Below are 21,847 nucleotides of genomic sequence, written 5' to 3' on the forward strand. Positions count from 1 at the left end.
TCATGGTGAGCTTCCCAAGCTTGTCGAACGGCGAACCACGCACCATGCTGCTGCAGACATCTGACGCGAAAAAGATGCGATAGAGAGCCCTCTCATCCCCCCAACATGGAGCCACGTCGAGCCTGGCACGGCCCGCCTTTGCGCAAAGATTCGGCTGCCGTTTCCGCATTTCAATGCTCCAACCAGTTATCCACCGGCTGGGGCATAATTTTACCCCCGCAGGCGATTTTCCGGTCTTGGAGTCTTTTCAAAGGCTTAGCGGAATCGGCTCGTGAACTGATTCACGGCTGCCACAATGATTGCTAAATATTTAACAAAAGGACTGGACACAGCGAATCAGTTTTGATTCACTACAGGTGCTTCGGATGTGCGGCGTGGCGAAGCAAATCACTGATTATAAAGGCAATTGAGGGGGCCATTCGATGGCAAATGCGGACGCGTATCGCGCGCCGACGGGGAAGACTTATGCCGGAAAGCGGGAGACTGCGCGGGGGCGCACCCGTCTTTCCGGACATATCAAACTTCTCGCGGACCCTGCCTATGGCAAGCTGCTCGCTGCCGAACCCTACCTGCGCCGGGCCATCCCGCCGCTGATCATTATTTTCCTCATCATCCTGGCCAGTGCCCGTGCGATGTCGCTGCTGTCGTGGCGCGACGATACGGAACGCACGGCCCGTGCCACGCTGTCGCTGGCCGCCAGCCACATGGCCAGCATTATCGACAACCGCATGAAGGCTGGTCAGAAACTCGACAGCGGCGAGTTGCAGAACATTATTGCCGAGATGCGTTCCAACGATCTCATCCCGCAAGGCATGTGGATCGCCATTGCATCGGGTGAATCGAAGATCGTCGCCTCTTCGGAGGGTGGCGATCGCTGGCGCGACAAGAACCTCGAAAGCTTCGTTACCAATGGCCAGCCGCTTTTCCTCTTCGGCGAGCGCGCCGGGGTGATGGAAGTGCGCATGAATGGCACCGCAGGCCTCGCCGCGTTCAGCCGTACCGGCAACGGCGGCTATTCGGTGTTCGTGATGCATCCGGTTGACGCGATCTTTGCTGAATGGCGACGGATGATCTCGGTCAATGTCACCCTATTTGCCGGAACGGCCGCCATCATGCTGGTTGTCCTCTACGCCTATTTCAGCCAGTCGGCCCGGGCGCAGGATGCGGACGCGCTCTATCAACACACACAGGCACGGGTCGATACGGCGCTGGCACGCGGGCGCTGCGGATTGTGGGATTGGGACATGGCGCGCGGCAGGGTCTACTGGTCGCGGTCGATGTACGAAATGCTTGGCTATGAGGCCTATGACGCGATCCTATCGCTCGGTGACATCTCCTCCATCATTCACGAGGATGACGATAAGCTTTACAGTCTGGCAGCGCAGGTGGCGGCGGGAGAGATTACCCAGATCGATCGCGTGTTCCGCATGCGCCACGCCGAGGGCCATTGGGTCTGGATGCGGGTGCGCGCCCAGGTTGCTGATGCAACGGTTGGTGACACGCATCTCGTCGGCGTTGCCGTGGATGTCAGCGAACAGCACCGCTTTGCTCAGCAGACCGCACAGGCCGACCAGCGCATCCGCGAAGCCATTGAAAGTATTTCCGAGACCTTCGTTCTGTGGGATGCGGATAATCGCCTCGTCATGTCCAACAGCAAGTTCAACCAATATTCCGGCCTTGCCAATGAATGCCTGCTTCCCGGTATCAGCCGTGAGGAACTGGAGCCGCGCATCCGCGCCGTCGCCTTTGAAAAGCGCATGGCCAATGAGCATGGCCGCGCTGGCGCCCTCACCTTTGAGCGGCAACTGGCAGATGGTCGCTGGTTGCAGGTCAATGAACGCCGCACCCAGGATGGCGGGCTGGTATCCGTCGGTACTGACATTACCCAGCTCAAGGTGCATGAGGAGCGGCTTGTGGACAGCGAGCGCCGCCTGATGGCGACCATTCATGACCTCAGCCTTGCCCGCAAATCGGAAGTGGAACGCACGCTCGAGCTGACGGAACTCAACAGCAAATATGCGGTCGAAAAGGAACGCGCCGAAGCTGCCAACCGGGCCAAATCCGAATTTCTCGCCAACATGTCGCACGAGTTGCGCACGCCGCTCAACGCCATTATCGGCTTCTCGGAAATCATGCATTCCGGCACATTCGGGCCGCTTGGTTCGGACCGCTATGAGGAATATGTGCAGGACATCCACACCAGCGGCAATTACCTGCTAAACGTCATCAATGACATTCTCGACATGTCAAAAATCGAAGCCGGGCATTTCTCGCTGGACCGTGAGGAGATTGATCTTTGTCCGCTGATCAATGAGACCGTGCGCGTTGTCTCGTTGCAGGCATTGAACAAGAATGTGAAGGTGGAGACGAAGATTGCTGACTGCGTCACGCTCAATGCCGACCGGCGCGCCATCAAGCAGATCCTGATAAACCTTCTATCCAATGCGGTGAAGTTCACCGATACGGGCGGGCGCATCTCGGTGCGCGCCCGCAAAGTGTCAGGCGCGCTGGTTTTTACCATTGAAGACACCGGCTGCGGCATCCCGAAATCGGCGCTCAAAAAAATCGGCCAACCCTTTGAGCAGGTGGAGAATCAGTTCACCAAGACCCATACGGGCTCAGGCCTTGGCCTTGCCATTTCCCGCTCGCTGACGGAGCTGCATGGCGGCGCATTGAAAATCCGCTCCACGGAAGGCGTCGGCACCATTGTCTCGGTGCGCATTCCCACCCGGACCGTTGGTCCGGTGCGAGAGGAATGGCGGGTTTAAAGTACTCTACTTGCCATTGGACTTACTGCTCTTTGCTCCGCGTAACACCGCATTGAACGTCTTGCGAACGGATTTTGCCGTGTCTTCCAGATGGGTCTCGACGCGGGCAAGGTCAGGCAGATCGCAGGCTCGGCAGAGAAGATCGCCAAGGCCGGGCGGGAAATCCTCGCGCCTTGTATCGCTGTTGAGGCAAAGGCGGATGATCTGCGTCAGCTCCGTATAAAGATTGGCAGCGGCTACCAGTTCATCGGTCACAACCGGCTCAACGAAACCGGTCTTCAATCTAGTCAAAACTTCCGCCGTGGAATGGGCAATGACTGGCCCTTCGACATTGCCTGTCAGCACCGCAAACTGGGCAATAAATTCCAGATCAATAATGCCGCCGGGTACCAGCTTCATGTCCCAGCTGTCGTGTGGTGGCTTTTCCGTTTCCAGCAAGGCACGCATTTCAGCCACGTCCTTGGCGATTTTTGCCGGATCGCGTGGCAGAGCGAGGATTTCAGCGATTTCTGTCTCGATCTCGCCGAAAAAGGCATTGTCGCCAGCCACCGGCCGGGCGCGGGTCAAGGCCATATGCTCCCACGTCCAGGCTTCCGTGCGCTGATATTTGCGAAACGAGTCGATATGGGTGGCGACCGGTCCCTTATTACCCGAAGGGCGCAGGCGGAAATCCACCTCGTAGAGTACGCCTTCCGCCGTTGGGGCAGAGAGCGCCGCAATCAGGCGCTGGGTCAACCGCATGTAATATTGCGACGGCGCCAGCTGCTTTTCGCCATCGGACTCTTCCGCATCCGCGTCGTGATCATAAAGGAGAATGAGATCAATGTCAGAACCAGCAGTTAGTTCACGGCTGCCGAGTTTACCCATGCCAAGAATGGCAATACGTCCGCCTGATACCACGCCGTGCTTGCTGGCAAATTCATCGATCACCGCCTGCAATGCCCGGTCGATGACCAGATCGGCAAGATCGGAAAAAGCCTTGCCTGCCCTGATACCATCGATAGCGCCGGTCAGAAGCCTTATGCCGATGAGAAAGCGATGTTCCGCTGCGAAAATCCGCAGGCGGTCGAGAATATCCTCATAGACCTTGGCGGGTGCGAGAAAGTTTTCCAAGCGCTCCGCCAGATAGGCACGGGTGGGAATATCGGCGAAAATTGCCGGGTCCAGCATGCCATCGAAAACATGCGGCTTGCGGGTTATGATATCGGCAAGGCGCGGCGCGGCGCCCATGATCAGTACAAGCAGGTCGAGCAGGCGCGGATTGGACTGCAACAGGCTGAAAAGCTGGATACCCGCAGGCAGGCCCTTGATCATCTCATCAAAGCGCATCAGCGCTTCATCGGCCCGGCTTGTCGCTCCGAAGGCCTTGAGCAGCACGGGCGTGAGTTCGGTCAGACGTTCACGCGATTCCGCCGATTGCGTTGCGCGATAGCGGCCAAAATGCCAGGTGCGGATCACACGGCAAATGTCGCTTGGCCGTTCGAAACCGAATTTTGCCAGAGTCTCCAGCGTATCGGGATCATCCACATCGCCGGTAAAGACAAGATTTCCGGCCTCACCCGCCAAATCCTGCGCCTGTTCGAACAGCGCCGCATAATGCGTTTCGACTGTTTTCAGCGATTGCCGGAAATCCGCGGCAAAGGCCTCGCCGTCGCGATAGCCCATCATATGCGCCACCCGCAGAAAATTCTCATCATCTTCAGGCAGCATGTGGGTCTGTTCGTCGGCGATCATCTGGATGCGGTGTTCCACATCACGCAGAAAGCCGTATTTTTCGACAAGAGTGTCGCGCGCCTCTTCGCTGATCCAGCCAAGGCCGGTGAGTGCGGCCAGCATATCAACCGTGCGTGAACCGCGCAGTTGCGGAAACCGTCCACCGGCGATCAATTGCTGGGTCTGCACGAAGAACTCAATTTCGCGAATGCCACCGCGACCGAGTTTGACATTATGACCGCGCACGGCAATTTCGCCGTGGCCCTTATGGGCGTGGATTTGCCGTTTGATCGAATGCACGTCGGCAATCGCCGCATAATCGAGATATTTGCGCCAGACATAGGGTGCAAGTTCGGCCAGCACCTGTTTTCCCGCTGCGATATCACCAGCGACCGGGCGTGCCTTGATCATGGCGGCGCGCTCCCAGTTCTGGCCGCGCCCTTCATAATAGTTGAGCGCCGCACCGACGGGAATTGCCAGAGGCGTTGAGCCGGGGTCCGGGCGCAGGCGCAGATCGGTGCGGAAGACATAACCATCCGCCGTGCGATCCTGCAGGATACGCACCAGACGGCGGGTCAGCCGCGAGAAGGTCTCGACACATTCGTAGGGGGCAGGAATGGCGGGGCTATGCTCGTCAATAAAGACAATCAGATCGATATCCGAGGAATAGTTCAACTCGAATGCGCCGAACTTCCCCATGGCAAGGATAATCCAGCCGGATTGTTTTTCCGGATGTTCTGGGTCGGGGAGTTTGAGCTTCCCGGATTCATGCGCATCGCGCAGCAGGAACCGCACCGCAGCGCGGACACTTTCTTCCGCCAGCTGTGACAGCCAGCGGGTTGTGCCCGCCGTGTCGAACACGCCGGAGAGATCACCAAGGGCAATCAGAACATGCCCTTCCAGCTTTAACTGGCGCAAAACAGCCATGATGCCGGTTTCAGTAATATTCTCGCTTTCCGAACTCGCCGCTACATCCCGCATCAGCGCTTCCAGGCGCTTGGCCAGCGGCATGGCAAACAGCGGCTCCAGTATAGCGGGACGGCGGATCAGCACATTGCGCAGATAGGGAGAGAGATCGAGAACCGCGGAGAGAAAACCGGCGGCTTTCGCATTGTTTTTCACATCAGCGGTCTCAGGACATTCTTTCTCGACAGCACTCTCGATGAGTTCGCCGAGAAAGGCCGCTGCTGTTTTCTTGTCGAGTGGCGTCAGCGAGCGCAGATCGCGGGCAAAAAAAGCCGCATCTTCATTCATTTAGTCTCCTCCCCCACCGGGAAAGCGAGCACAGCACGCAACCCCGGAGCATTGTCTTGCAATTCCAGAGTGCCACCGTGCAATTTCATCACCGCCTTGGCAAGACTGAGACCCAGTCCTGACCCCGGTTGCGAACGGCTTTCCTCAAGACGGACAAAACGCTCCGTTGCCCGATCCACCTGATCCGGCGGGATGCCCGGGCCATTGTCCGTGACAATGACGCGGACCGTGTGATCCTGCTTTTCCACAGCAAGGGAAACTTCCACCGGCTTTTCACCGCCGCCGGCATATTTAATGGCGTTGTCGACGAGATTGGAGATGGTTTGGCCCACCAGTTCGCGGTTGATCCGCACTGGTGTTGCGTCCTCGGCTCCAAGCGTGAAGGCGATACCTGCCTCCTCCGCCGTCGGTTCATATAATTCGTAAACATCCTGCACCACTGTCGACAGCGGCAGAAGTTCCATTGTCTCCGACGAGTATCCTGATTCAAGCCGTGAGATCATCAAAATGGCGTTGAACGTGCGGATAAGCTGATCGGAGTCGGCAATCATACCGTCCAGTGCTGCGCGGTAGGCTTTCGTGGTCCTGGCATTGGCAAGGGCGGATTCCGCCCGATTGTGCATACGGGTCAACGGCGTTTTCAGATCATGGGCAATATTGTCAGAGACGTGGCGCACGCCCTCGTTCAGTTCCTGAATGCGGGCCAGCATGCCGTTCAGATTGGCGGCGAGACGATCAAACTCATCGCCGGACCCGCTGACCGGCAGACGCCCGGCAAGATCACCGCCCATGATGCGCTGCGAAGCCACGGAAACCTCGTCGATCCGGTGCAAAGCACGGCGACCAACAAAGAACCAGATGAGAAATGCGCCGATACCCATAATCCCGAGCGCCGCACCCAGCGAGCGGCGAACCACAAGCCGTATCTTTTCCGGCTCGCCCAGATCACGGCCAACCATGACGCGAATACCATTGGGCATGACAATGATCCGCGCAATGGCCGTATGGACCTGCGGGTCATTGTTCTCGCCGTAGCGCTCATAGGCAATCGGACGCTTTATCCAGCCATCCGTCTGCAACACGCCCGGCTCGATGCTCTGCACATTGCCAGCAACGATCCGGCCAGCGGGGTCGGTAACGAGATAGAGATAGGCACCCGGCTGCCGGCTGCGACGGTCGATGGAGCGGACAAGCCCGGCTATGCCAGCACGTTGATAGGATTGGCCGACGCTTTCGATTTCCTCGTTAACGGCGGCTTCCGTCTGGGATGTGAGCAGATTGACCGAAAGGCTGGTCATGTAAAAGACCAGAACAATGGCGCAGACAGTAAAAAGAAGCAGGTAAAGCGCTGACAGCCGGACGGCTGTCATTTTCATCATGGCAAGAAAGCGGCTCATGCATCGATTCCGCCGGCCTTGAGCATATAGCCAGCGCCGCGCACCGTGTGCAGCAGGGGCGTTTCAAAACCCTTTTCGATCTTGCCGCGCAGGCGCGAGACATGCACGTCGATCACATTGGTCTGGGGGTCGAAGTGATAGTCCCAGACATGCTCAAGCAGCATCGTGCGGGTAACGACCTGTCCGGAATGGCGCATCAGATATTCAAGCAAGCGGAATTCGCGTGGTTGCAGGATAATGCCCTGCCCGGCCCGCTTGGCGGTGTGCGACAGGCGATCAAGTTCCAGATCACCGACCCGGTATACCGTTTCCGCTTCTTTCGGACTGGACCGGCGTTGCAGGACTTCAACCCGCGCCAGCAATTCCGAAAATGCATAGGGTTTGGTGAGATAATCATCGCCACCAGCGCGCAGGCCAGTTACCCGGTCATCCACCTGACCCAGTGCAGAAAGGATAAGGGCCGGTGTATCAATGCCCTGAGCGCGCAGCGCGGCCACGACAGAAAGACCGTCACGGCGCGGCAACATGCGATCGACGATCAGGGCGTCATAGCTGCCCTGCTCCGCCAGCGTGTAACCGGTTTCGCCATCACCGGCGACATCAGCCGAATGGCCAGCCTCGGCAAAAGCCTTCTCCAGATAACGGGCCGCTTCGCGGTCATCTTCAATAACGAGAATCTTCATGGCGTTCATACTAAGCCGGTTTCGAGACAGAGGTAAGCACCATATGAATGATGCTCTGGATGGCAGGCGGGCAGCAGATAGGGAATATCCGCTGCCCGTTTTCGTTGGTGCCGGCCTTAGCCCTGATTGATGGGCAGAGCCACGAACCGCGACTGGTCGTTGGTCTGAACCTGCAACAGGACTGCCTTGCGGCCACTCTTTGATGCTTCAACGATAGCCGCATCGATATCAGAGCCGCTCTTAACAGGCTTGTTGTTGACCGAGACAATGATATCGCCGGTTGTGATGCCCTTGTCGGCAGCATCGCCGGAGCGATCGACATCTGTGACCACAACGCCCTTGCCATCATCGGATGGAACAACGGTCAAGCCATAATCATCCAGCACCGAAGCCTGATCCTGCGTCTTGCTGTTGTTGTCGCTCTTGGATGCCTGCTTTTCATCGCCGGGCATGGAGTTGATCGATACCTTGACGGCCTTGGCCTCGCCCTTGCGCCAGACGCTCAGTTCGGCACTCTGGCCGGGATTGATCGCAGCGATCTTCTTGGCCAGATCACGCGGATCGGAAACCGTCTCGCCATTAACAGCGGTGATGACGTCGCCAGACTGGATACCGGCCTTGGCGGCTGGTCCATCGGACTGCGGTTCGGCAACCAGCGCACCCTTTTCCTCGGAAAGACCGAGCGATTCGGCGATTTCCTTGCTGACCGGCTGTATCTGCACGCCAATCCAGCCACGGGATACGGTGCCTGTCTTGATGAGCTGATCAACGACCATCTTGGCCGTCGTTGACGGAATGGCAAAGGCGATACCCACACTGCCACCGGATGGGGAGTAGATTGCTGTGTTGATGCCGACAACTTCACCGTTCAGATTGAAAGCGGGACCACCGGAATTGCCTTTGTTGACGGCCGCATCGATCTGCAGGAAGTCATCATAGGGACCAGCACCGATATCGCGGCCACGCGCCGAGATAATACCAGCTGTCACGGTGCCGCCGAGACCAAACGGATTGCCGACTGCAACGACCCACTGGCCAACGCGCATCTTGTTATCATCGCCGAAGGACACATAGGTGAACTTGCGCTTGTCATCGACCTTGAGGACGGCGAGATCGGTACGCTTGTCCTTACCGATCAGCTTGGCATCAAGTTCCGTGCCGTCATTGAGGACAACGGTATAGGCGCTGCCGTCTTCCACGACGTGATCATTGGTGACGAGATAGCCATCTTCAGAAATGAAGAAGCCGGAACCCTGCGCTGTCGGACGTACACGGTCCGGACGGTTCTGGTGGTCGCGCTGACCGCCTCTGCGTTGCTGCATACCGCCCTGACCGTTTGGCCCGCCGAAATCACGGAAGAAACGCTTGAGCGGATGATCGTCGGGGAGCTGATCAAATCCCGGAATGCCCGAACCATCATCGGAGGTCTGCTGAACTGCGCTCTTGACGCGAACGCTGACGACGGCGGGGCTGACCTTTTCAACAACATCGGCAAAGCCGGGCTGCTGCGCACCATCAACACGCACCGCTTCAGCCTGCGCTGGCGCAATGGCTGCAAGCGGGCCGGTTGCCAGCAGTCCCCCGGCGAGCGCCGAGGCGAGCAGCGCGGCAGCAATGCCCTTGCGGTAAGTGGAGGACGTACGATTGTTAGACATAAAACTTTCTCCTTGGACGCCCGATCGGAAATCCGACCGCTTAATAACCAACAGTGATACAGATAAGAACGTTACGCCGCCATTTCCGCAACATGACAAATTTGTAAGATAACTCTTTGGCGCCACGATTCGTTGATCACTGGAGATAGTTCAAATGGCATCCATGCCGCCGCTCGGTTCCACAATGCGGGTTCACCAGCCCTATGAAGGTGTCTACGCATTTTATGATGGCAGATTAGATGGAGTTCGCGCCTATTCCGCCGAACCAAACTGGCTTGACGATGGCGCCTATGCACTTGGCGTCTGCTCCTATGCCATCGTTTCCGGTGAGGAAGCACTCGTTTATGACACCAGCATTTCCAATGCGCATGCCGCGCTCATCCGCGACACGCTTGTTCAGGCCGGTGCCCGGCACATCCGCGTCGTGCTCAGCCACTGGCATGTGGATCACGTGGCAGGGAACGCGGTTTTTGCCGATTGCGAGATCATTGCCAATGACCTCACGGCAAAGGCACTCAGCGACAACAAGAACACATTGGAGAATCGCACACCGCCTGTCCGCCCGCTCGTCATGCCAAACAGTATCTTCAAAGATCAGCGCGATCTGAAGATTGGAGAGATCGAGGTGCAATTGCGCCATGTGGATATTCACAGCCATGACGGCACCGTGATGATCATACCGCAGCTCAAGCTGCTGTTTGCAGGTGATACACTGGAAGAACCAATCACCTATGTGGCCGAACCCGAGCGGCTGGAAAACCATTTGCTCGATCTGAAGCGCATGTCGACCTGGGGTATCGAAAAAATTCTACCCAATCATGGTGCCGAGGATGTGATTATTGCCGGTGGCTACGGGCCGAAACTGATCGCCGCAACGGAACGCTATGTCAGCAAGCTTATGCGCCTGCGCGACGAGCCGGAGCTGGCAGATGAGGATTTGCTCACCTTCATCGCGGAAGATTTTCGTTCGGATGTACTGACCTATTACGCGCCTTATGAACCTGTCCACATGCAGAATGTGGAATCGATACTCAGGGCATCCGGCAAATAGTTCTAGTCGTTGGGAGCAGCCAGAAGTTTCTTCAGCTGCTTCTTTTCGCTATCCGATAGCGGGGTGGTTTCGATTGGCGAACGACGACGGCGTAGAATTGAAACGCCAATCGCGATGGCACCTGCCAGGAGAGCGGCAATGGGAAATCCCCAGAGCAGGATTGTGCTCAGCATCAGCCGTGGTTTTAAAAGAACGAATTCGCCATAACGGGCAACGACGAAATCCAGCACCTGCTCGTCCGTATCACCCGCCGTCAGCCGCTCGCGCACCAGAACCCGTAAATCCCTGGCAAGATCAGCATTGGAATCGTCAATCGACTGGTTCTGGCACACCATGCAACGCAGTTCGGTGGAAATGGTGCGCGCGCGCGTCTCCAGCGCCGGATTGGGTAGTACTTCATCGGGCGAAACCGCCTGTGCAGCCGTTGCGCCGAGATAAAGGGCGGTTAGCAGCACAAAAAAGACTGCAGATACGCGCCTCATGCCATGGCACCTTTCGCCCGGCCCGTCTTTGCGGCTTTGGCCTTGCCCGGCGCACCAACCCGCAACCGCCGGTCTGCCAGTGACATGGCACCGCCCGCCATCATGACCAGCGCACCGAGCCAGATCAGTGTCACGTAGGGTTTCCACCAGACGCGCACGACAATGCCACCATCCTTGGTGGCATCACCGAGCGAAACGTAAAGCTGGCTGAACAGGAATGTCCTGATACCCGCTTCCGTCGTCTGCATCTTGCGCACGGGATAGAAACGCTTTGACGACATCAGCGTATCAACGTCGCGCGCTGCACTGTCGAGAATGGTGAACTTGCCCTGATCTTCGGTGAAATTCGAATCTTTCACCGGGTCGATGCGATCAAAGCGCAGCGTATAGCTGGCAACCCGCAATGTTTCGCCCGGCTTCATCACCGTCACGTCTTCCGTGGCAAAGGTTGAGACAGAGACAATACCCAGCAGGGTTACACCAAGGCCGAAATGCGCGAATGCCGTACCGAATACGGATTTGGGCAACCCGGTCAAACGGCGCAGCATGACGGCGAAGGGAGCCTTGCCAATACCGGCCTTCAAGGAAAGATCGGTCAATGCGCCAAGCATCAGCCAGAAAGCGAGCCCAATACCGAACGCGGAGAAGATTGCCGTGCCTGATGTCTTGTAGAGAACCACGGCCACGACAAGCAGCGCAACGAAGAACGCCACCATCAGACGCTGGGCAACGCCGAGAATATCGCCGCGCTTCCAGGCCAAAAGCGGGCCAAATGGCACAGCGGCAAGCAGCGGGATCATCAGCGGGCCGAAGGTCATATTGAAGAAGGGCGGGCCGACGGAAATCTTTTCGCCTGTTAATGTTTCCAGGAGCAACGGATAGAGCGTGCCGATCAGCACGGTCGCAGCCGCTGTCGTGAGGAAGAGATTGTTGAACACCAGCGCCCCTTCGCGTGAGATCGGCTGGAACAGGCCGCCGGGTGCAAGTGTCTGCGCGCGGCGGGCAAACAGCGCCAGCGAACCGCCGATGAAGAACACGAGAATGGCGAGAATGAAGAGGCCGCGCCCCGGATCGGTCGCGAATGTATGGACCGAGGTGAGCACGCCCGAACGCACCAGAAATGTGCCGAGCAGCGACAGGGAGAAGGTGAGAATGGCCAGCAGCACTGTCCAGATTTTCAGCGCCGAGCGCTTCTCCATGACCAGAGCCGAGTGCAGCAGCGCCGTTCCGGCGAGCCATGGCATGAAAGAGGCATTTTCAACCGGGTCCCAGAACCACCAGCCTCCCCAGCCAAGCTCATAATAAGCCCAGTAGGAGCCCATGGCGATGCCACCGGTCAGAAACATCCATGCAGTCAGCGTCCACGGACGTACCCAGCGCGCCCAAGCCGCATCGATACGCCCATCGATGAGCGCTGCAACGGCAAACGAAAAGCATACGGAAAAACCGACATAGCCGAGATAAAGCAGCGGCGGATGGATCGCGAGGCCGATGTCCTGTAGGATCGGGTTGAGATCCTGTCCCTCAATCGGTGCAGGTGTGATGCGGGTGAACGGATTGGAGGTGGCAACGATGAACAGCAGGAAGGCAGAGCCGATCCATGCCTGCACACCGAGCACATTGGCTTTGAGAGACGGCGGCAGATTGTTACCGAAGAAAGCAACCAGCGCGCTGAAGAATGCGAGTATCAGCACCCACAGCAGCATTGAGCCTTCGTGGTTGCCCCAGACACCGGTGATTTTATAAAGCAGCGGCTTTTGCGAATGGGAGTTTTCCCAGACATTCTGCAGCGAGAAGTCCGAAGCGACATAGGCTGAGGTCAACGCCACAAAGGCCAGCGCAATCACTGCAAAGACGGTGAAGGCAGCCGGAACGGCAACGGCCATCATGCGGTCGTCATTGCGCCGTGCGCCCCAGACCGGCACGACAGCCTGTATAATGGACAGGGCAAGCGCCAGAACCAAAGCGAAATGTCCGAGTTCCGTCATTGCTGCTTGTTCTCCCCTTGCCACACACCCTTGGCCTTCAGACTGTCGGCAACTTCCTTCGGCATATAGTTTTCATCGTGCTTGGCAAGAACGCTATCAGCTGTAAAAGCCCCACCTGGCGCAAACTTGCCTTCGATCACCACACCCTGATCTTCGCGGAAAAGATCGGGCAGAATTCCATCATAGGTTACGGGAACGCTTTTGATATGGTCAGTGACCGCAAAGGTGATTTTTGTTCCCTCGCCGCGTACCACACTGCCTTTTTCCACCAGTCCGCCGAGTCGAAAGCGCGATTCCGATTGCAGGTCGGCAGCGGCAATGTCGGATGGCATACGGAAAAACGCGATGCGCTGTTGAAGCGCAAACAGCACCAGTCCAGCAGCGCAGGCCAGCACCACCAGGGCGCCGCCAATCACTGAAAGCCGTTTCTGTTTGCGTGTCATCACTTCTTCTCCGGCCTGGTATCCCCAGGCTGCTCCGCCAGACCGAGATCATCTGCGACCGCATCAAGACGCGCAAGCTTGTCGCCGCTCAACACTTTGCGAGCACTGGCCAAGGCTTCCAGCGCATCATTGGGCCGGTTGAGAACCACATAGGAGCGGACGAGCTTTTCCCAGCCTTCCACATCATCAGGCGATTGCTTGAGCTTTTCGGCAAGACTGGCAACCATGCCTTCGATCATGGCAGCACGATCCTGCACATTCATGGACGCGGCAGCATCCACCTGCGCGGCATCGGGACCTGTTGCCCGGTCGATATCGCTGACATCGGGTGCGTCGCCGGCGATTTCCTTGTCGAGACGTGTCAGCGCTGCCTGCGCTTCGTCACGCCATGGCACGTCACTCGGTGCATCAGCAAGCAATTTGCGGATCAAATCACGGGATTCAACGAGTTTGCCCTGCTGCATCCAGCCATTGATAATGAAGAATTGCGGGCGCATATCACCGGGATTGAGAGCCAGCGCACGGTTAAAACTGGCTTCGGCTTCCGGCGTCATCGTACCCCCGGCAACCGCAGACAAGGCTTCGCCAAGACCAATCTGCCGGGGACCACTGTCACCGTTCAACCGTATGGCGTTGCGATAGGCAGTTACCGCATCAGCCGGACGGCCGGTGCGCAGATAGATGGGCGCCAGCACTTCCCAGCCCTGACCATCATCAGGATTGAGCGTGAGATGCGCTTCGGCGCGGGCGATCAGCTCGGCAGGGGTTGCCTGATCCGCTGGGCGTGCGAGACGTTCAGCCAAAGGCTGCGCGGGCAGATCAGGTGAACCAGTCTTGGCATAAATACTCCAGGAAATCAGCGGAATGGCCAATACTGTTGCGAGCGTTGCCCACTCGCGGGTCGCGCTCTTTTGCGGACGGAAAACTGATTTGTCAGCTTCCGCTGCAGCGGCGGATTTCAGCAAACGCCGGCTTATTTCTGCACGCGCCTGTTCGGCGCTTACCGCATCGATGAGGCCGCGCTTTTCGTCCGCCTCCAGTTCCCGCAACTGATCGCGGTATACTTCGACATCATATGTATCGTCCGAGACGCTTGTCTTGACGCGTCGCGTGAGGGGTAAGAGCACGACAAGCGTTGCGACAACTGTCAAGAGTGCAGCGGAAATCCAGAAAATCATGAGCTGAGACATAGTCTCCAAGCGCTGCAAAATCCAAATGGATTTCGCAGATAGGGCAATTCGCCGCAAAGCGATTGAATGATTAGGCTAAGACTTAGTTGAGGGGCGTCCAGCTGCCGTCCTCATTGCGGCAGGCTGTTCCGCGCGCTGTCTGCGGCGTTCCATCGATGCGGATCGTATGGGTGTACTGCCGGCAGTTCTGCGAACCGACCTGATAGGGCTGCGCTGCAACCACTTCACCGCTGCGGCTCCCCGCGCTGTTTTTCCACTCGATAGCCTTGCCCGCAGGGGAATATTCCAGCGCCTGATATTCCGCCTGTAATGCGCGTTTACGATCAGCAGGTTCAAGTGACGCATTGCCGATCAGTCCTCGGCCCAGAGCGGCCAGCACATCCGATGTGGCGGGCTCAGATGATTTGCCGGTCAGGCGGGCGAATGTGCCTCCGCCAGCCTTGGGACCTGACGTGGTCGAACAGGCAGACAGAAGAAGGACGGCAACAAGCGAAAGAGCAATCTGGGATTTCATCATGGGTCCGTTTTTACGGGGCCTTGTCATATAGGCAATAGCTAGCAATTACTTATGACCTGATTGGATGCATAGTTGCAAGCGCGATTCAGTCGCCGGCAACCGGAAGCACAATGCGAGCGCACAGGCCGCCAAGTGCTTCGCTTCGCTCGAGACGCAAGGAGCCGCCATATTCGCGCACCGTGTCGTGGACAATGGAAAGGCCGAGCCCTGTTCCCGGTTTGCTTTCATCAAGCCGCTTGCCGCGCGTCAAGGCATCCTTGATCTGCCCCGGCGCCAGACCCGGACCATCGTCCTCAACGCTGATGTCGAAGGCGTTTTCCATCGTCTCCGGATTGGCCACGGACAGGGTAAGCCGAATTGCGCTGCGGCCCCATTTACCGGCATTTTCCAGGAGATTGCCGACAATTTCCTCAAGATCTTCCTGTTCGCCGGCAAAAACAGCTTCGGGCATCTCGTTGACAAAACTCAGGTCCATGCCCGGATTGAGCTTGGCGGTAACGCGCACCAAACGGGCGAGAATGGGCGTCACAGGCGCGCGGAAAACCACGCTGTCGCGTTGTGCCGCCACTCGCGCCCGTTGCAGATAGTGCTGGATCTGCACCTGCATGGCGGCACTTTGTTCGGCAACAATCTTGCCTTTTGCCCCACCAATCGTGCGGCTTTCATTGGCAAGAACCGACAGAGGTGTTTTCAGGGAATGAGCGAGATTACCGACCTGCGTGCGCGAACGGTCCATAATGCGGCGGTTATTTTCGATGAGCGCATTCATTTCCCGCGCCAACGGTGCGATCTCGATAGGCAGATCCTCGTCGAGGCGAGACACCTTGCCCTCCCGGATATCGGCAAGCGACTGACGCACACGATCCAGCGGTCGCAGACCGAACAGAATCACGGCCGCATTGATGAGTGTTCCGCCTACACCGAAAAAGCCGAGATAGAAGTAAAGCGTATTGCGGAAATCAGCGATCTCCCCTTCCAGTTCGCTCAAATTGCCCATGACGCGAAACCGTGCGACGCGGTTTTCCGCATCCAGCACAACTTCCGTCTCGACAATGGAAAGTTCTTCGCCCTTGAGACCCGGCTCCGTATAGGAACGCTGGAACGATGTATCGAATGGAACCATCAGGGTGGAAGGCGAATCGACGGTTTTGCCGCCGAGCGAGATCGAGCGCAGCGACCCCTTCAGATTGTCCGCAACGGGGTCAACAGACCAGTACCAGCCGGAAAATGGGCTTGAATAGCGCACTTCGCCCGGATCGGGCCGCCCGACAAGCGTACCATCATTAACACTGACCGAGGCGATAACACTGAACAGATGCGCGGAAAGCAGCTGCTGAAAGCTGTGCTGGCGTGCTTCGCCATAGAGTGCCGAGATGATCGTGGCGATGGCAACGAAGGAAACAATGGTCCAGAGCGTCGAAAAGAGAATAACGCGCAGGGAAAGCGAACGGAAATTGGGAAGATAACGGGTAAATCGTATATTCACGCGTTTGCCCTGCTCCCGCCACTCAGGCTTTGCTGTCCTGCGATTTGATGCGGTAGCCCATGCCGCGGATCGTTTCGATCAGATCGATACCCATTTTCTTGCGCAAACGTCCGACGAAGACTTCGATCGTGTTCGAATCACGGTCGAAATCCTGATCATAAAGATGCTCCACCAGTTCCGTGCGTGAAACGACCTCGTCCATATGGTGCATGAGGTAGGATAGCAGACGAAATTCGTGTGAGGTGAGCTTCAGCGTTGTGCCGCTGACAGTGGCTTTCGACGTCTTGGTATCGAGCCGTAGCGGTCCACAGCTGATTTCTGACGACGCATGACCCGCCGCGCGGCGAATCAAGGCACGCAGGCGCGCCAGCACCTCCTCAATATGGAAAGGCTTGGCCACATAATCATCGGCACCGGCATCAATCCCGGCAACCTTATCGCTCCAGCGGTCACGCGCAGTCAGCAGCAGTACCGGCATGATGCGACCATCACGGCGCCATTTTTCCAGCACCGTCAACCCGTCCATCTGCGGCAGGCCAATATCGAGAATCACCGCGTCATAGGGTTCCGTATCGCCGAGGAAATGCCCCTCTTCGCCATCAAACGCGTGATCGACCACATAGCCCGCCTCGGTCGTCGCTTCGACAAGCTGACGATTCAGATCACGATCATCTTCAACGATGAGTATTCTCATGCGCACTTTCCCCCGCCGGATAAGCTGAAAAACGGATCAGGCAACATCCGGTTCAGTTTGCTGGCACCGCAACCTCGACACGGCGCGGACGTTCACCGTCCTTGCCGGGAATGAGGACCACGATCACGCAAACCTCGCGACCATTCTGCGTCTGGGACGTGGCGCGGGCAAGGGTTCCACCCTGTGACTCCGCCACCTGCTGGCCGACTGCAGAACAGTCAGCCGCCGCCAGCTGAAGCAACGCACTGTTCTGCGACGCATCAGGCGCAATCGGAACCGCCCCGGCATGAAACACGCCGGATGCTGAAATCAGGGCCGCTAGGGGCAAAGAGAAACGTGTGTTTTTCATCATGGCGTCATTATTATCAATTGCTGTCTGAACGATGCATGAACAGTTGGACGTGGCACGAACCATTGGTGCCACAGGTCACGTCTTTTAACATCATATTTCTTTACGTGAAATGAGCGTCGTTGCACTCAATCGACCAAAAAATGCGGCGATTCCGCTGAGCGCGGTCAGAAACTGCATAATCGTATCGGCAAGATGAGCCTCGACGTCATGGTCGAGCGAGACATTGAAGAAGCTCGAACAGGACAAAACAACAGTGACAATCGAGGCCCAGATGGTCTTCGACAAATACCAGGGCTTTTCATTGGTCATAATCAATTCCTTTCTGAAACAGTTTGATTCTAAAGGGTTTTTATCTATCAACTCAAAATCATCCGGGCGAATCTGCCCGTACCAATGGTGCCGGAAATCATGGCCACACGAAAATCGACAGGCGCCGAAAGACTGGCGAAATCAGGCAAACGTTCTGCCACCGGATAAGTCCACTCCGGCTGCGCGACCTCGACAGACCGGATCAATTTGCCGCTGTTGCGTATTTCAATCCGATAAATTTCGCGGTCTTCGCCCAAGGGGATATCCACCGCCAGCCAGCTATCCGCATCAATTCGGCCACGGCGAATCCATGAAACATGCAAGTCACCATTATCGTGCAGCCTGCTCCTGATATGGACTGGTTCGAGCGGTTCAAGTGCCCTGACGCCGCCTGTTGCTGTTACGGTGCTGAAATAACGGTCTGACAAATCCTGACCCGATGCACCGACACGCCAATGCAAAGCCAATCCGGTTTCGCGCGCCTTCAATCCGGCTGGCAATACCGCTCCATCCAGCAGAATGAACACCGCACCTTTTTCTCTTGATTGAAGAGCCTCCCGCTCTGTTCCGCATTGCCCGCGCAATAGCCCCGTCAACCGCCAGTGATCGGGCGCAATTTCCTGCGCATTGAGGAATTGCAGGATTTCCCAGTGGCCATCCGGCGCTGCGAGGAGTGCCGAATTTGCTCCGTTGAACAGTTGCGCCAATGTGGTGGATCGCAATTCGCCAAAGTGGAGTTCGACCTCAAGGCTGGCGCTGTTCAGTAAGCGGCCACTAACACCGCCGGGCAGAATGTCCACCAGCCTGCCAATCGCTGCACGATCTGCCACCACCGTCCGTGGCTCAAAGCCGGTGTCCTCCGGAGAAGCGTAGATACTGGCGCCTGTCCATGGCCGGGCAAAGGCGGCAACACGCAACTGAGCGACGGGCGTTTCAGCGCCCGGCCACATTGGCAGGTCGCACAGATGGAAGCTGGGGCGCCCGAACACCGCCGATGCTCCCGCTTCGGTCGAAGCTGGCAATGGCGCATTGTTCGGATAGCTGACATGCCGGGGCAACCCCTTCGCCTCGATCCGCCGTGTCGCCCCATCTTCGATTGACGTAATGATGTAGTCCTTTACCGGCGCAGTGGTATCAAGCCGGATACGGTCACCCGCTTTGAGCGCTGCATATTTCCACGGCAGTTCGAAATTTGCGGTACGCCGCGCCGCACGGCGGCCCTGCATCCAGTTTTCCGCAAGAGATTTTGCCTGCCCCGCATCGAGCATGCCGGGAAGAGCCATGTTTTCCGTTCCCTTGCCGTCCAGCCGCTCCGCCGATACCATTGCTGCCTGATAGTCCAGCATCGGATCGCGATAGCTGATTTCGACCCGCGCGGGCTGCTCCATTATTTCGTGCAGTTTCCGGCTGACCGGTCCCGCGTCCTCAGGTTCGACAAATCCATCAATCAACGGCTTTTGCTTATGCATCCGCGATGCGCTCTGGAAAACCAGCGTCGCTCCCTCTTCGAAGGCATTGACACCGAAAACCGCCAGCAGTGGTTCAAGAACGGCTCGTGCGCTGGTCGGTTCTTCGACGATGAAACCGCTGACAAAACCATCGGCCCCTTCAGCATCCACCCGTGTGACGCCGAAATCGGCAAGAACCGCACCGATCAGTTCATCGAGTGCGACACCTGACAGCCTGCCGTTCAACCAATGCCCTGTCATCCAGTGATCGCCGTCAGACCAGAGTTTACGGTTGAGCGGAAAGGCGGGAAATGGTCTGGTATCCCAAGCCCAGACGTAAATACGGCTTGTATCCAGCATTGCGCCGCCATGGCTGCGCCAATATTCGAGATGCGCGCGCAAAAAGCGGTTCTGTGCAATATCACTGCGCCCGCGATCGGAGAAATAGGGAAACGCACCCTCTGACGACTTGGCATCGGGAAAGACATTGGGCTGGTTTGGCCCTTTGTCGACTGCGGGACAGCCAATCTCGGTGAACCATAATGGTTTTCCCATTGGACGCCATTCGGTTGGCTTGGCGCTCTCGATTCCAGCCTTGCGGTTGAAATGAGCGTTCTTCCACCAGCTCGCTATATCCTTATAGCGATAGACCCATGGCTTGCCGGAACCATCCGTGATGGGTGTGCGGCGGCGCGACGTTCGATCCGCATCCGACGCGTAGTACCAGTTAAAACCCTCGCCGCCCGCAATCTGGCCCTGCAATGCATCGAGATCACAGGGAGCGGCAAAACCGTCCGGCCCCGAAATACTGTAATCCTCGTCGCGCCAGTCGCTGAGTGGCATGTAATTGTCGATGCCAACAGCCCCGATGGCCGGATGTGCCCAGAGCGGATCAAGATGGAAATAGACATCTCCGGAACGATCCTGCGGATGGTGGCCGAAATACTCGGTCCAGTCAGCGCCATAGGTTAGGGTGCAGCTGCTGCCGAGTACCGCGCGTACATCACCAGCCAAAGCGCAAAGCCCCGCGACAAAGGGAAAGCGGTTATCCTCGTCCCTGATAATCGTCAGACTGCACAGCTCCGAACCAAGCAAAAACGCGTCGACACCACCGGCGCAAACGGCAAGATGAGCCAGATGCAGGATGAAGCGGCGATAGCCCCAGTCATCAGCCTTGCCGTGATAGCCGACATTCTCGCCCTTCACCCGGAACGCGCCGGCGTCGACTGTACCCAAAAATGCGGCCACTTCCCGCGCAGCAGCAGCCGTACCGTTTACACTACCCTGATGATAGGGTGCGGGATGACAGGTGATGCGACCGCGCCACGGATAGGCCGCCTGCCTTACCCCGCCATAGGGATCTGGCAGGCTATTGTCAGCCTTTATGTCAAGCATGACAAAGGGATAGAGCGTGACTTTCAGCCCCCTCGCCTTGGCCGAACGGATCGCCTCGACGACGCTGCGGTCCGACGGCGTACCGCCATAGGCGGCGCAATCATTAACACGTGAAAGCAGATGCGCCTCATGGCGCTTGATATCGCCAGCCCGCCACTCCTCGCTCTCGCCATAGCCTTTTCTGTCCATCACACCCGGCCGGACGGCGCAGTGCGCCGCGCGCAGGTCCGTGCCGAACCACGGCACAACAATGGCCACATGCTCAAGACGAGGGCAAAGCGATTGGAGTTCATCCAATGAAGCCTGCCAGTCAGTCGCACTCTGCAGGCAATTGCGGTTCAGACCGCGCGTTTCACCATGTGACGGTTCGCAGGTGACGAGTGAAGGCGACAGACCGAACTCGGTCGCTCCCGGAATGAGCGCGACTGCTTTGAGGTTCTGCGCCAGCGCTCCGACGGCGCGCACCACTTCAAACTGAAACTGCGGAACACGATTGCCATGGACTTCAAGCGGAAAGCGCTCAAAAACCACATAGGCTGTGTTGCGATAGGCGGGCGCATTGCCCGTTCCCTGCTTGGCTTCGATGAGCGGATCGGGCAGTTGCGATGCTGTACCCTTGTAGACACGCATATTAATCGCGCTCTGGTCCACTTCCTTTCCATCGGCCCAGATACGCCTGACAAAGCTGATTTCCCCTTCCGCAAGGGCAATCGCAAAATTGGCTACATAGGAATAGTTCGTCACCTTCGGCCCGCCCTTGGCGCCGCTTCTATGGCTGGATTTCACCTCTTCAAACCGCGTCGCCCAGATGAGAGTGCCTGCCAGCCGCACAGCGCCATAGACTTTCGGCAGCGCAGCGCCTTCCTCGGCGGTCATAGGCCGCATTGATGATAATCGTGCGCCCTCGATATGCTTGGTGCTGGAAAGAGCACGGTCGATCAGATAACCGCCCGCCGAAAGCAGCGCCCCGCCAATATATGCACCGATCCCCTGAAGAATAAGCGTTGCCATTCGGATGAATC

Annotated in this window: 16 protein-coding genes; 2 read left to right on the forward strand and 14 right to left on the reverse strand. The window is 57.5% G+C overall.

Features of this window, described 5'->3' with window-relative positions:
• Positions 1-422 precede the first annotated feature (422 nt).
• Entirely contained in the window at positions 423-2,768 is a 2,346-nt protein-coding gene (locus FHW17_RS10575; protein ID WP_112523253.1) for a PAS domain-containing sensor histidine kinase, read from the forward strand.
• Positions 2,769-2,774: 6 nt separating this feature from the next.
• On the opposite strand, the gene FHW17_RS10580 is transcribed toward FHW17_RS10575, so the two are convergent.
• From FHW17_RS10580 to FHW17_RS10595, 4 genes are all read right to left on the reverse strand, one after another.
• A complete protein-coding gene (locus FHW17_RS10580) occupies positions 2,775-5,735 on the reverse strand; it encodes a bifunctional [glutamine synthetase] adenylyltransferase/[glutamine synthetase]-adenylyl-L-tyrosine phosphorylase (protein WP_182509797.1) in 2,961 nt (986 codons plus the stop codon).
• Positions 5,732-7,132 carry a HAMP domain-containing sensor histidine kinase gene (locus FHW17_RS10585; RefSeq protein ID WP_182509798.1) on the reverse strand — a complete coding sequence of 467 codons (1,401 nt, stop codon included), beginning with the start codon at positions 7,130-7,132 and terminating at the stop codon, positions 5,732-5,734. The genes FHW17_RS10580 and FHW17_RS10585 overlap by 4 nt, the downstream gene beginning before the upstream one ends.
• A complete protein-coding gene (locus FHW17_RS10590) occupies positions 7,129-7,815 on the reverse strand; it encodes a response regulator transcription factor (protein ID WP_091880542.1) in 687 nt (228 codons plus the stop codon). Before FHW17_RS10590 ends, FHW17_RS10585 begins: the two co-directional genes overlap by 4 nt.
• Before the next feature lie 116 nt (positions 7,816-7,931).
• Positions 7,932-9,470 carry a Do family serine endopeptidase gene (locus FHW17_RS10595; RefSeq protein WP_112523263.1) on the reverse strand — a complete coding sequence of 513 codons (1,539 nt, stop codon included), beginning with the start codon at positions 9,468-9,470 and terminating at the stop codon, positions 7,932-7,934.
• Positions 9,471-9,624: 154 nt separating this feature from the next.
• Here FHW17_RS10595 and FHW17_RS10600 point away from each other — a divergent pair, with 154 nt between their 5' ends.
• Positions 9,625-10,521, forward strand: a complete 897-nt coding sequence (locus tag FHW17_RS10600) for an MBL fold metallo-hydrolase (RefSeq protein ID WP_182509799.1) — start codon at positions 9,625-9,627, stop codon at positions 10,519-10,521.
• 2 nt (positions 10,522-10,523) lie between these two features.
• On the opposite strand, the gene FHW17_RS10605 is transcribed toward FHW17_RS10600, so the two are convergent.
• From FHW17_RS10605 to FHW17_RS10650, 10 genes are all read right to left on the reverse strand, one after another.
• Positions 10,524-11,003, reverse strand: a complete 480-nt coding sequence (locus tag FHW17_RS10605) for a cytochrome c-type biogenesis protein (protein WP_182509800.1) — start codon at positions 11,001-11,003, stop codon at positions 10,524-10,526.
• Complete coding sequence (locus tag FHW17_RS10610) at positions 11,000-12,991, reverse strand: heme lyase CcmF/NrfE family subunit (protein WP_182509801.1); 1,992 nt, start codon at positions 12,989-12,991, stop codon at positions 11,000-11,002. Before FHW17_RS10610 ends, FHW17_RS10605 begins: the two co-directional genes overlap by 4 nt.
• Positions 12,988-13,434 (reverse strand): cytochrome c maturation protein CcmE, encoded by a 447-nt coding sequence (gene ccmE, locus FHW17_RS10615; protein WP_112523271.1) that lies wholly within the window; start codon positions 13,432-13,434, stop codon positions 12,988-12,990. The genes FHW17_RS10610 and ccmE overlap by 4 nt, the downstream gene beginning before the upstream one ends.
• Complete coding sequence (gene ccmI, locus FHW17_RS10620) at positions 13,434-14,624, reverse strand: c-type cytochrome biogenesis protein CcmI (protein WP_246706790.1); 1,191 nt, start codon at positions 14,622-14,624, stop codon at positions 13,434-13,436. The genes ccmE and ccmI overlap by 1 nt, the downstream gene beginning before the upstream one ends.
• An 82-nt stretch (positions 14,625-14,706) precedes the next feature.
• On the reverse strand, positions 14,707-15,138 hold the full coding sequence (locus tag FHW17_RS10625) for a hypothetical protein (protein WP_112523333.1): 432 nt from the start codon (positions 15,136-15,138) through the stop codon (positions 14,707-14,709).
• Between the two features lie 88 nt (positions 15,139-15,226).
• On the reverse strand, positions 15,227-16,546 hold the full coding sequence (locus tag FHW17_RS10630; protein WP_182509979.1) for an ATP-binding protein: 1,320 nt from the start codon (positions 16,544-16,546) through the stop codon (positions 15,227-15,229).
• A gap of 103 nt (positions 16,547-16,649) precedes the next feature.
• Positions 16,650-17,321, reverse strand: a complete 672-nt coding sequence (locus FHW17_RS10635; RefSeq protein WP_091880553.1) for a response regulator transcription factor — start codon at positions 17,319-17,321, stop codon at positions 16,650-16,652.
• Between the two features lie 52 nt (positions 17,322-17,373).
• Positions 17,374-17,673, reverse strand: coding sequence for a hypothetical protein (locus FHW17_RS10640; RefSeq protein ID WP_091880554.1), 300 nt, complete (start codon positions 17,671-17,673; stop codon positions 17,374-17,376).
• Positions 17,674-17,763: 90 nt separating this feature from the next.
• On the reverse strand, positions 17,764-17,982 hold the full coding sequence (locus tag FHW17_RS10645) for a hypothetical protein (RefSeq protein WP_091880556.1): 219 nt from the start codon (positions 17,980-17,982) through the stop codon (positions 17,764-17,766).
• Positions 17,983-18,029: 47 nt separating this feature from the next.
• Complete coding sequence (locus FHW17_RS10650) at positions 18,030-21,836, reverse strand: glycoside hydrolase/phage tail family protein (protein ID WP_182509802.1); 3,807 nt, start codon at positions 21,834-21,836, stop codon at positions 18,030-18,032.
• Between the last annotated feature and the right edge of the window lie 11 nt (positions 21,837-21,847).

Origin of the sequence: Phyllobacterium sp. P30BS-XVII (assembly GCF_014138335.1) — a bacterium.
Classification (GTDB): domain Bacteria; phylum Pseudomonadota; class Alphaproteobacteria; order Rhizobiales; family Rhizobiaceae; genus Phyllobacterium; species Phyllobacterium meliloti.

Bases quoted from the DNA above. Each gene is read 5' to 3' on its own strand.
- FHW17_RS10575 (WP_112523253.1), top strand. From the start codon at position 423: ATGGCAAATGCGGACGCGTATCGCGCGCCGACGGGGAAGACTTATGCC.
- FHW17_RS10580 (WP_182509797.1), bottom strand. From the start codon at position 5,735: ATGAATGAAGATGCGGCTTTTTTTGCCCGCGATCTGCGCTCGCTGACG.
- FHW17_RS10585 (WP_182509798.1), bottom strand. From the start codon at position 7,132: ATGAGCCGCTTTCTTGCCATGATGAAAATGACAGCCGTCCGGCTGTCA.
- FHW17_RS10590 (WP_091880542.1), bottom strand. From the start codon at position 7,815: ATGAAGATTCTCGTTATTGAAGATGACCGCGAAGCGGCCCGTTATCTG.
- FHW17_RS10595 (WP_112523263.1), bottom strand. From the start codon at position 9,470: ATGTCTAACAATCGTACGTCCTCCACTTACCGCAAGGGCATTGCTGCC.
- FHW17_RS10600 (WP_182509799.1), top strand. From the start codon at position 9,625: ATGGCATCCATGCCGCCGCTCGGTTCCACAATGCGGGTTCACCAGCCC.
- FHW17_RS10605 (WP_182509800.1), bottom strand. From the start codon at position 11,003: ATGAGGCGCGTATCTGCAGTCTTTTTTGTGCTGCTAACCGCCCTTTAT.
- FHW17_RS10610 (WP_182509801.1), bottom strand. From the start codon at position 12,991: ATGACGGAACTCGGACATTTCGCTTTGGTTCTGGCGCTTGCCCTGTCC.
- ccmE (WP_112523271.1), bottom strand. From the start codon at position 13,434: ATGACACGCAAACAGAAACGGCTTTCAGTGATTGGCGGCGCCCTGGTG.
- ccmI (WP_246706790.1), bottom strand. From the start codon at position 14,624: ATGTCTCAGCTCATGATTTTCTGGATTTCCGCTGCACTCTTGACAGTT.
- FHW17_RS10625 (WP_112523333.1), bottom strand. From the start codon at position 15,138: ATGAAATCCCAGATTGCTCTTTCGCTTGTTGCCGTCCTTCTTCTGTCT.
- FHW17_RS10635 (WP_091880553.1), bottom strand. From the start codon at position 17,321: ATGAGAATACTCATCGTTGAAGATGATCGTGATCTGAATCGTCAGCTT.
- FHW17_RS10640 (WP_091880554.1), bottom strand. From the start codon at position 17,673: ATGATGAAAAACACACGTTTCTCTTTGCCCCTAGCGGCCCTGATTTCA.
- FHW17_RS10645 (WP_091880556.1), bottom strand. From the start codon at position 17,982: ATGACCAATGAAAAGCCCTGGTATTTGTCGAAGACCATCTGGGCCTCG.
- FHW17_RS10650 (WP_182509802.1), bottom strand. From the start codon at position 21,836: ATGGCAACGCTTATTCTTCAGGGGATCGGTGCATATATTGGCGGGGCG.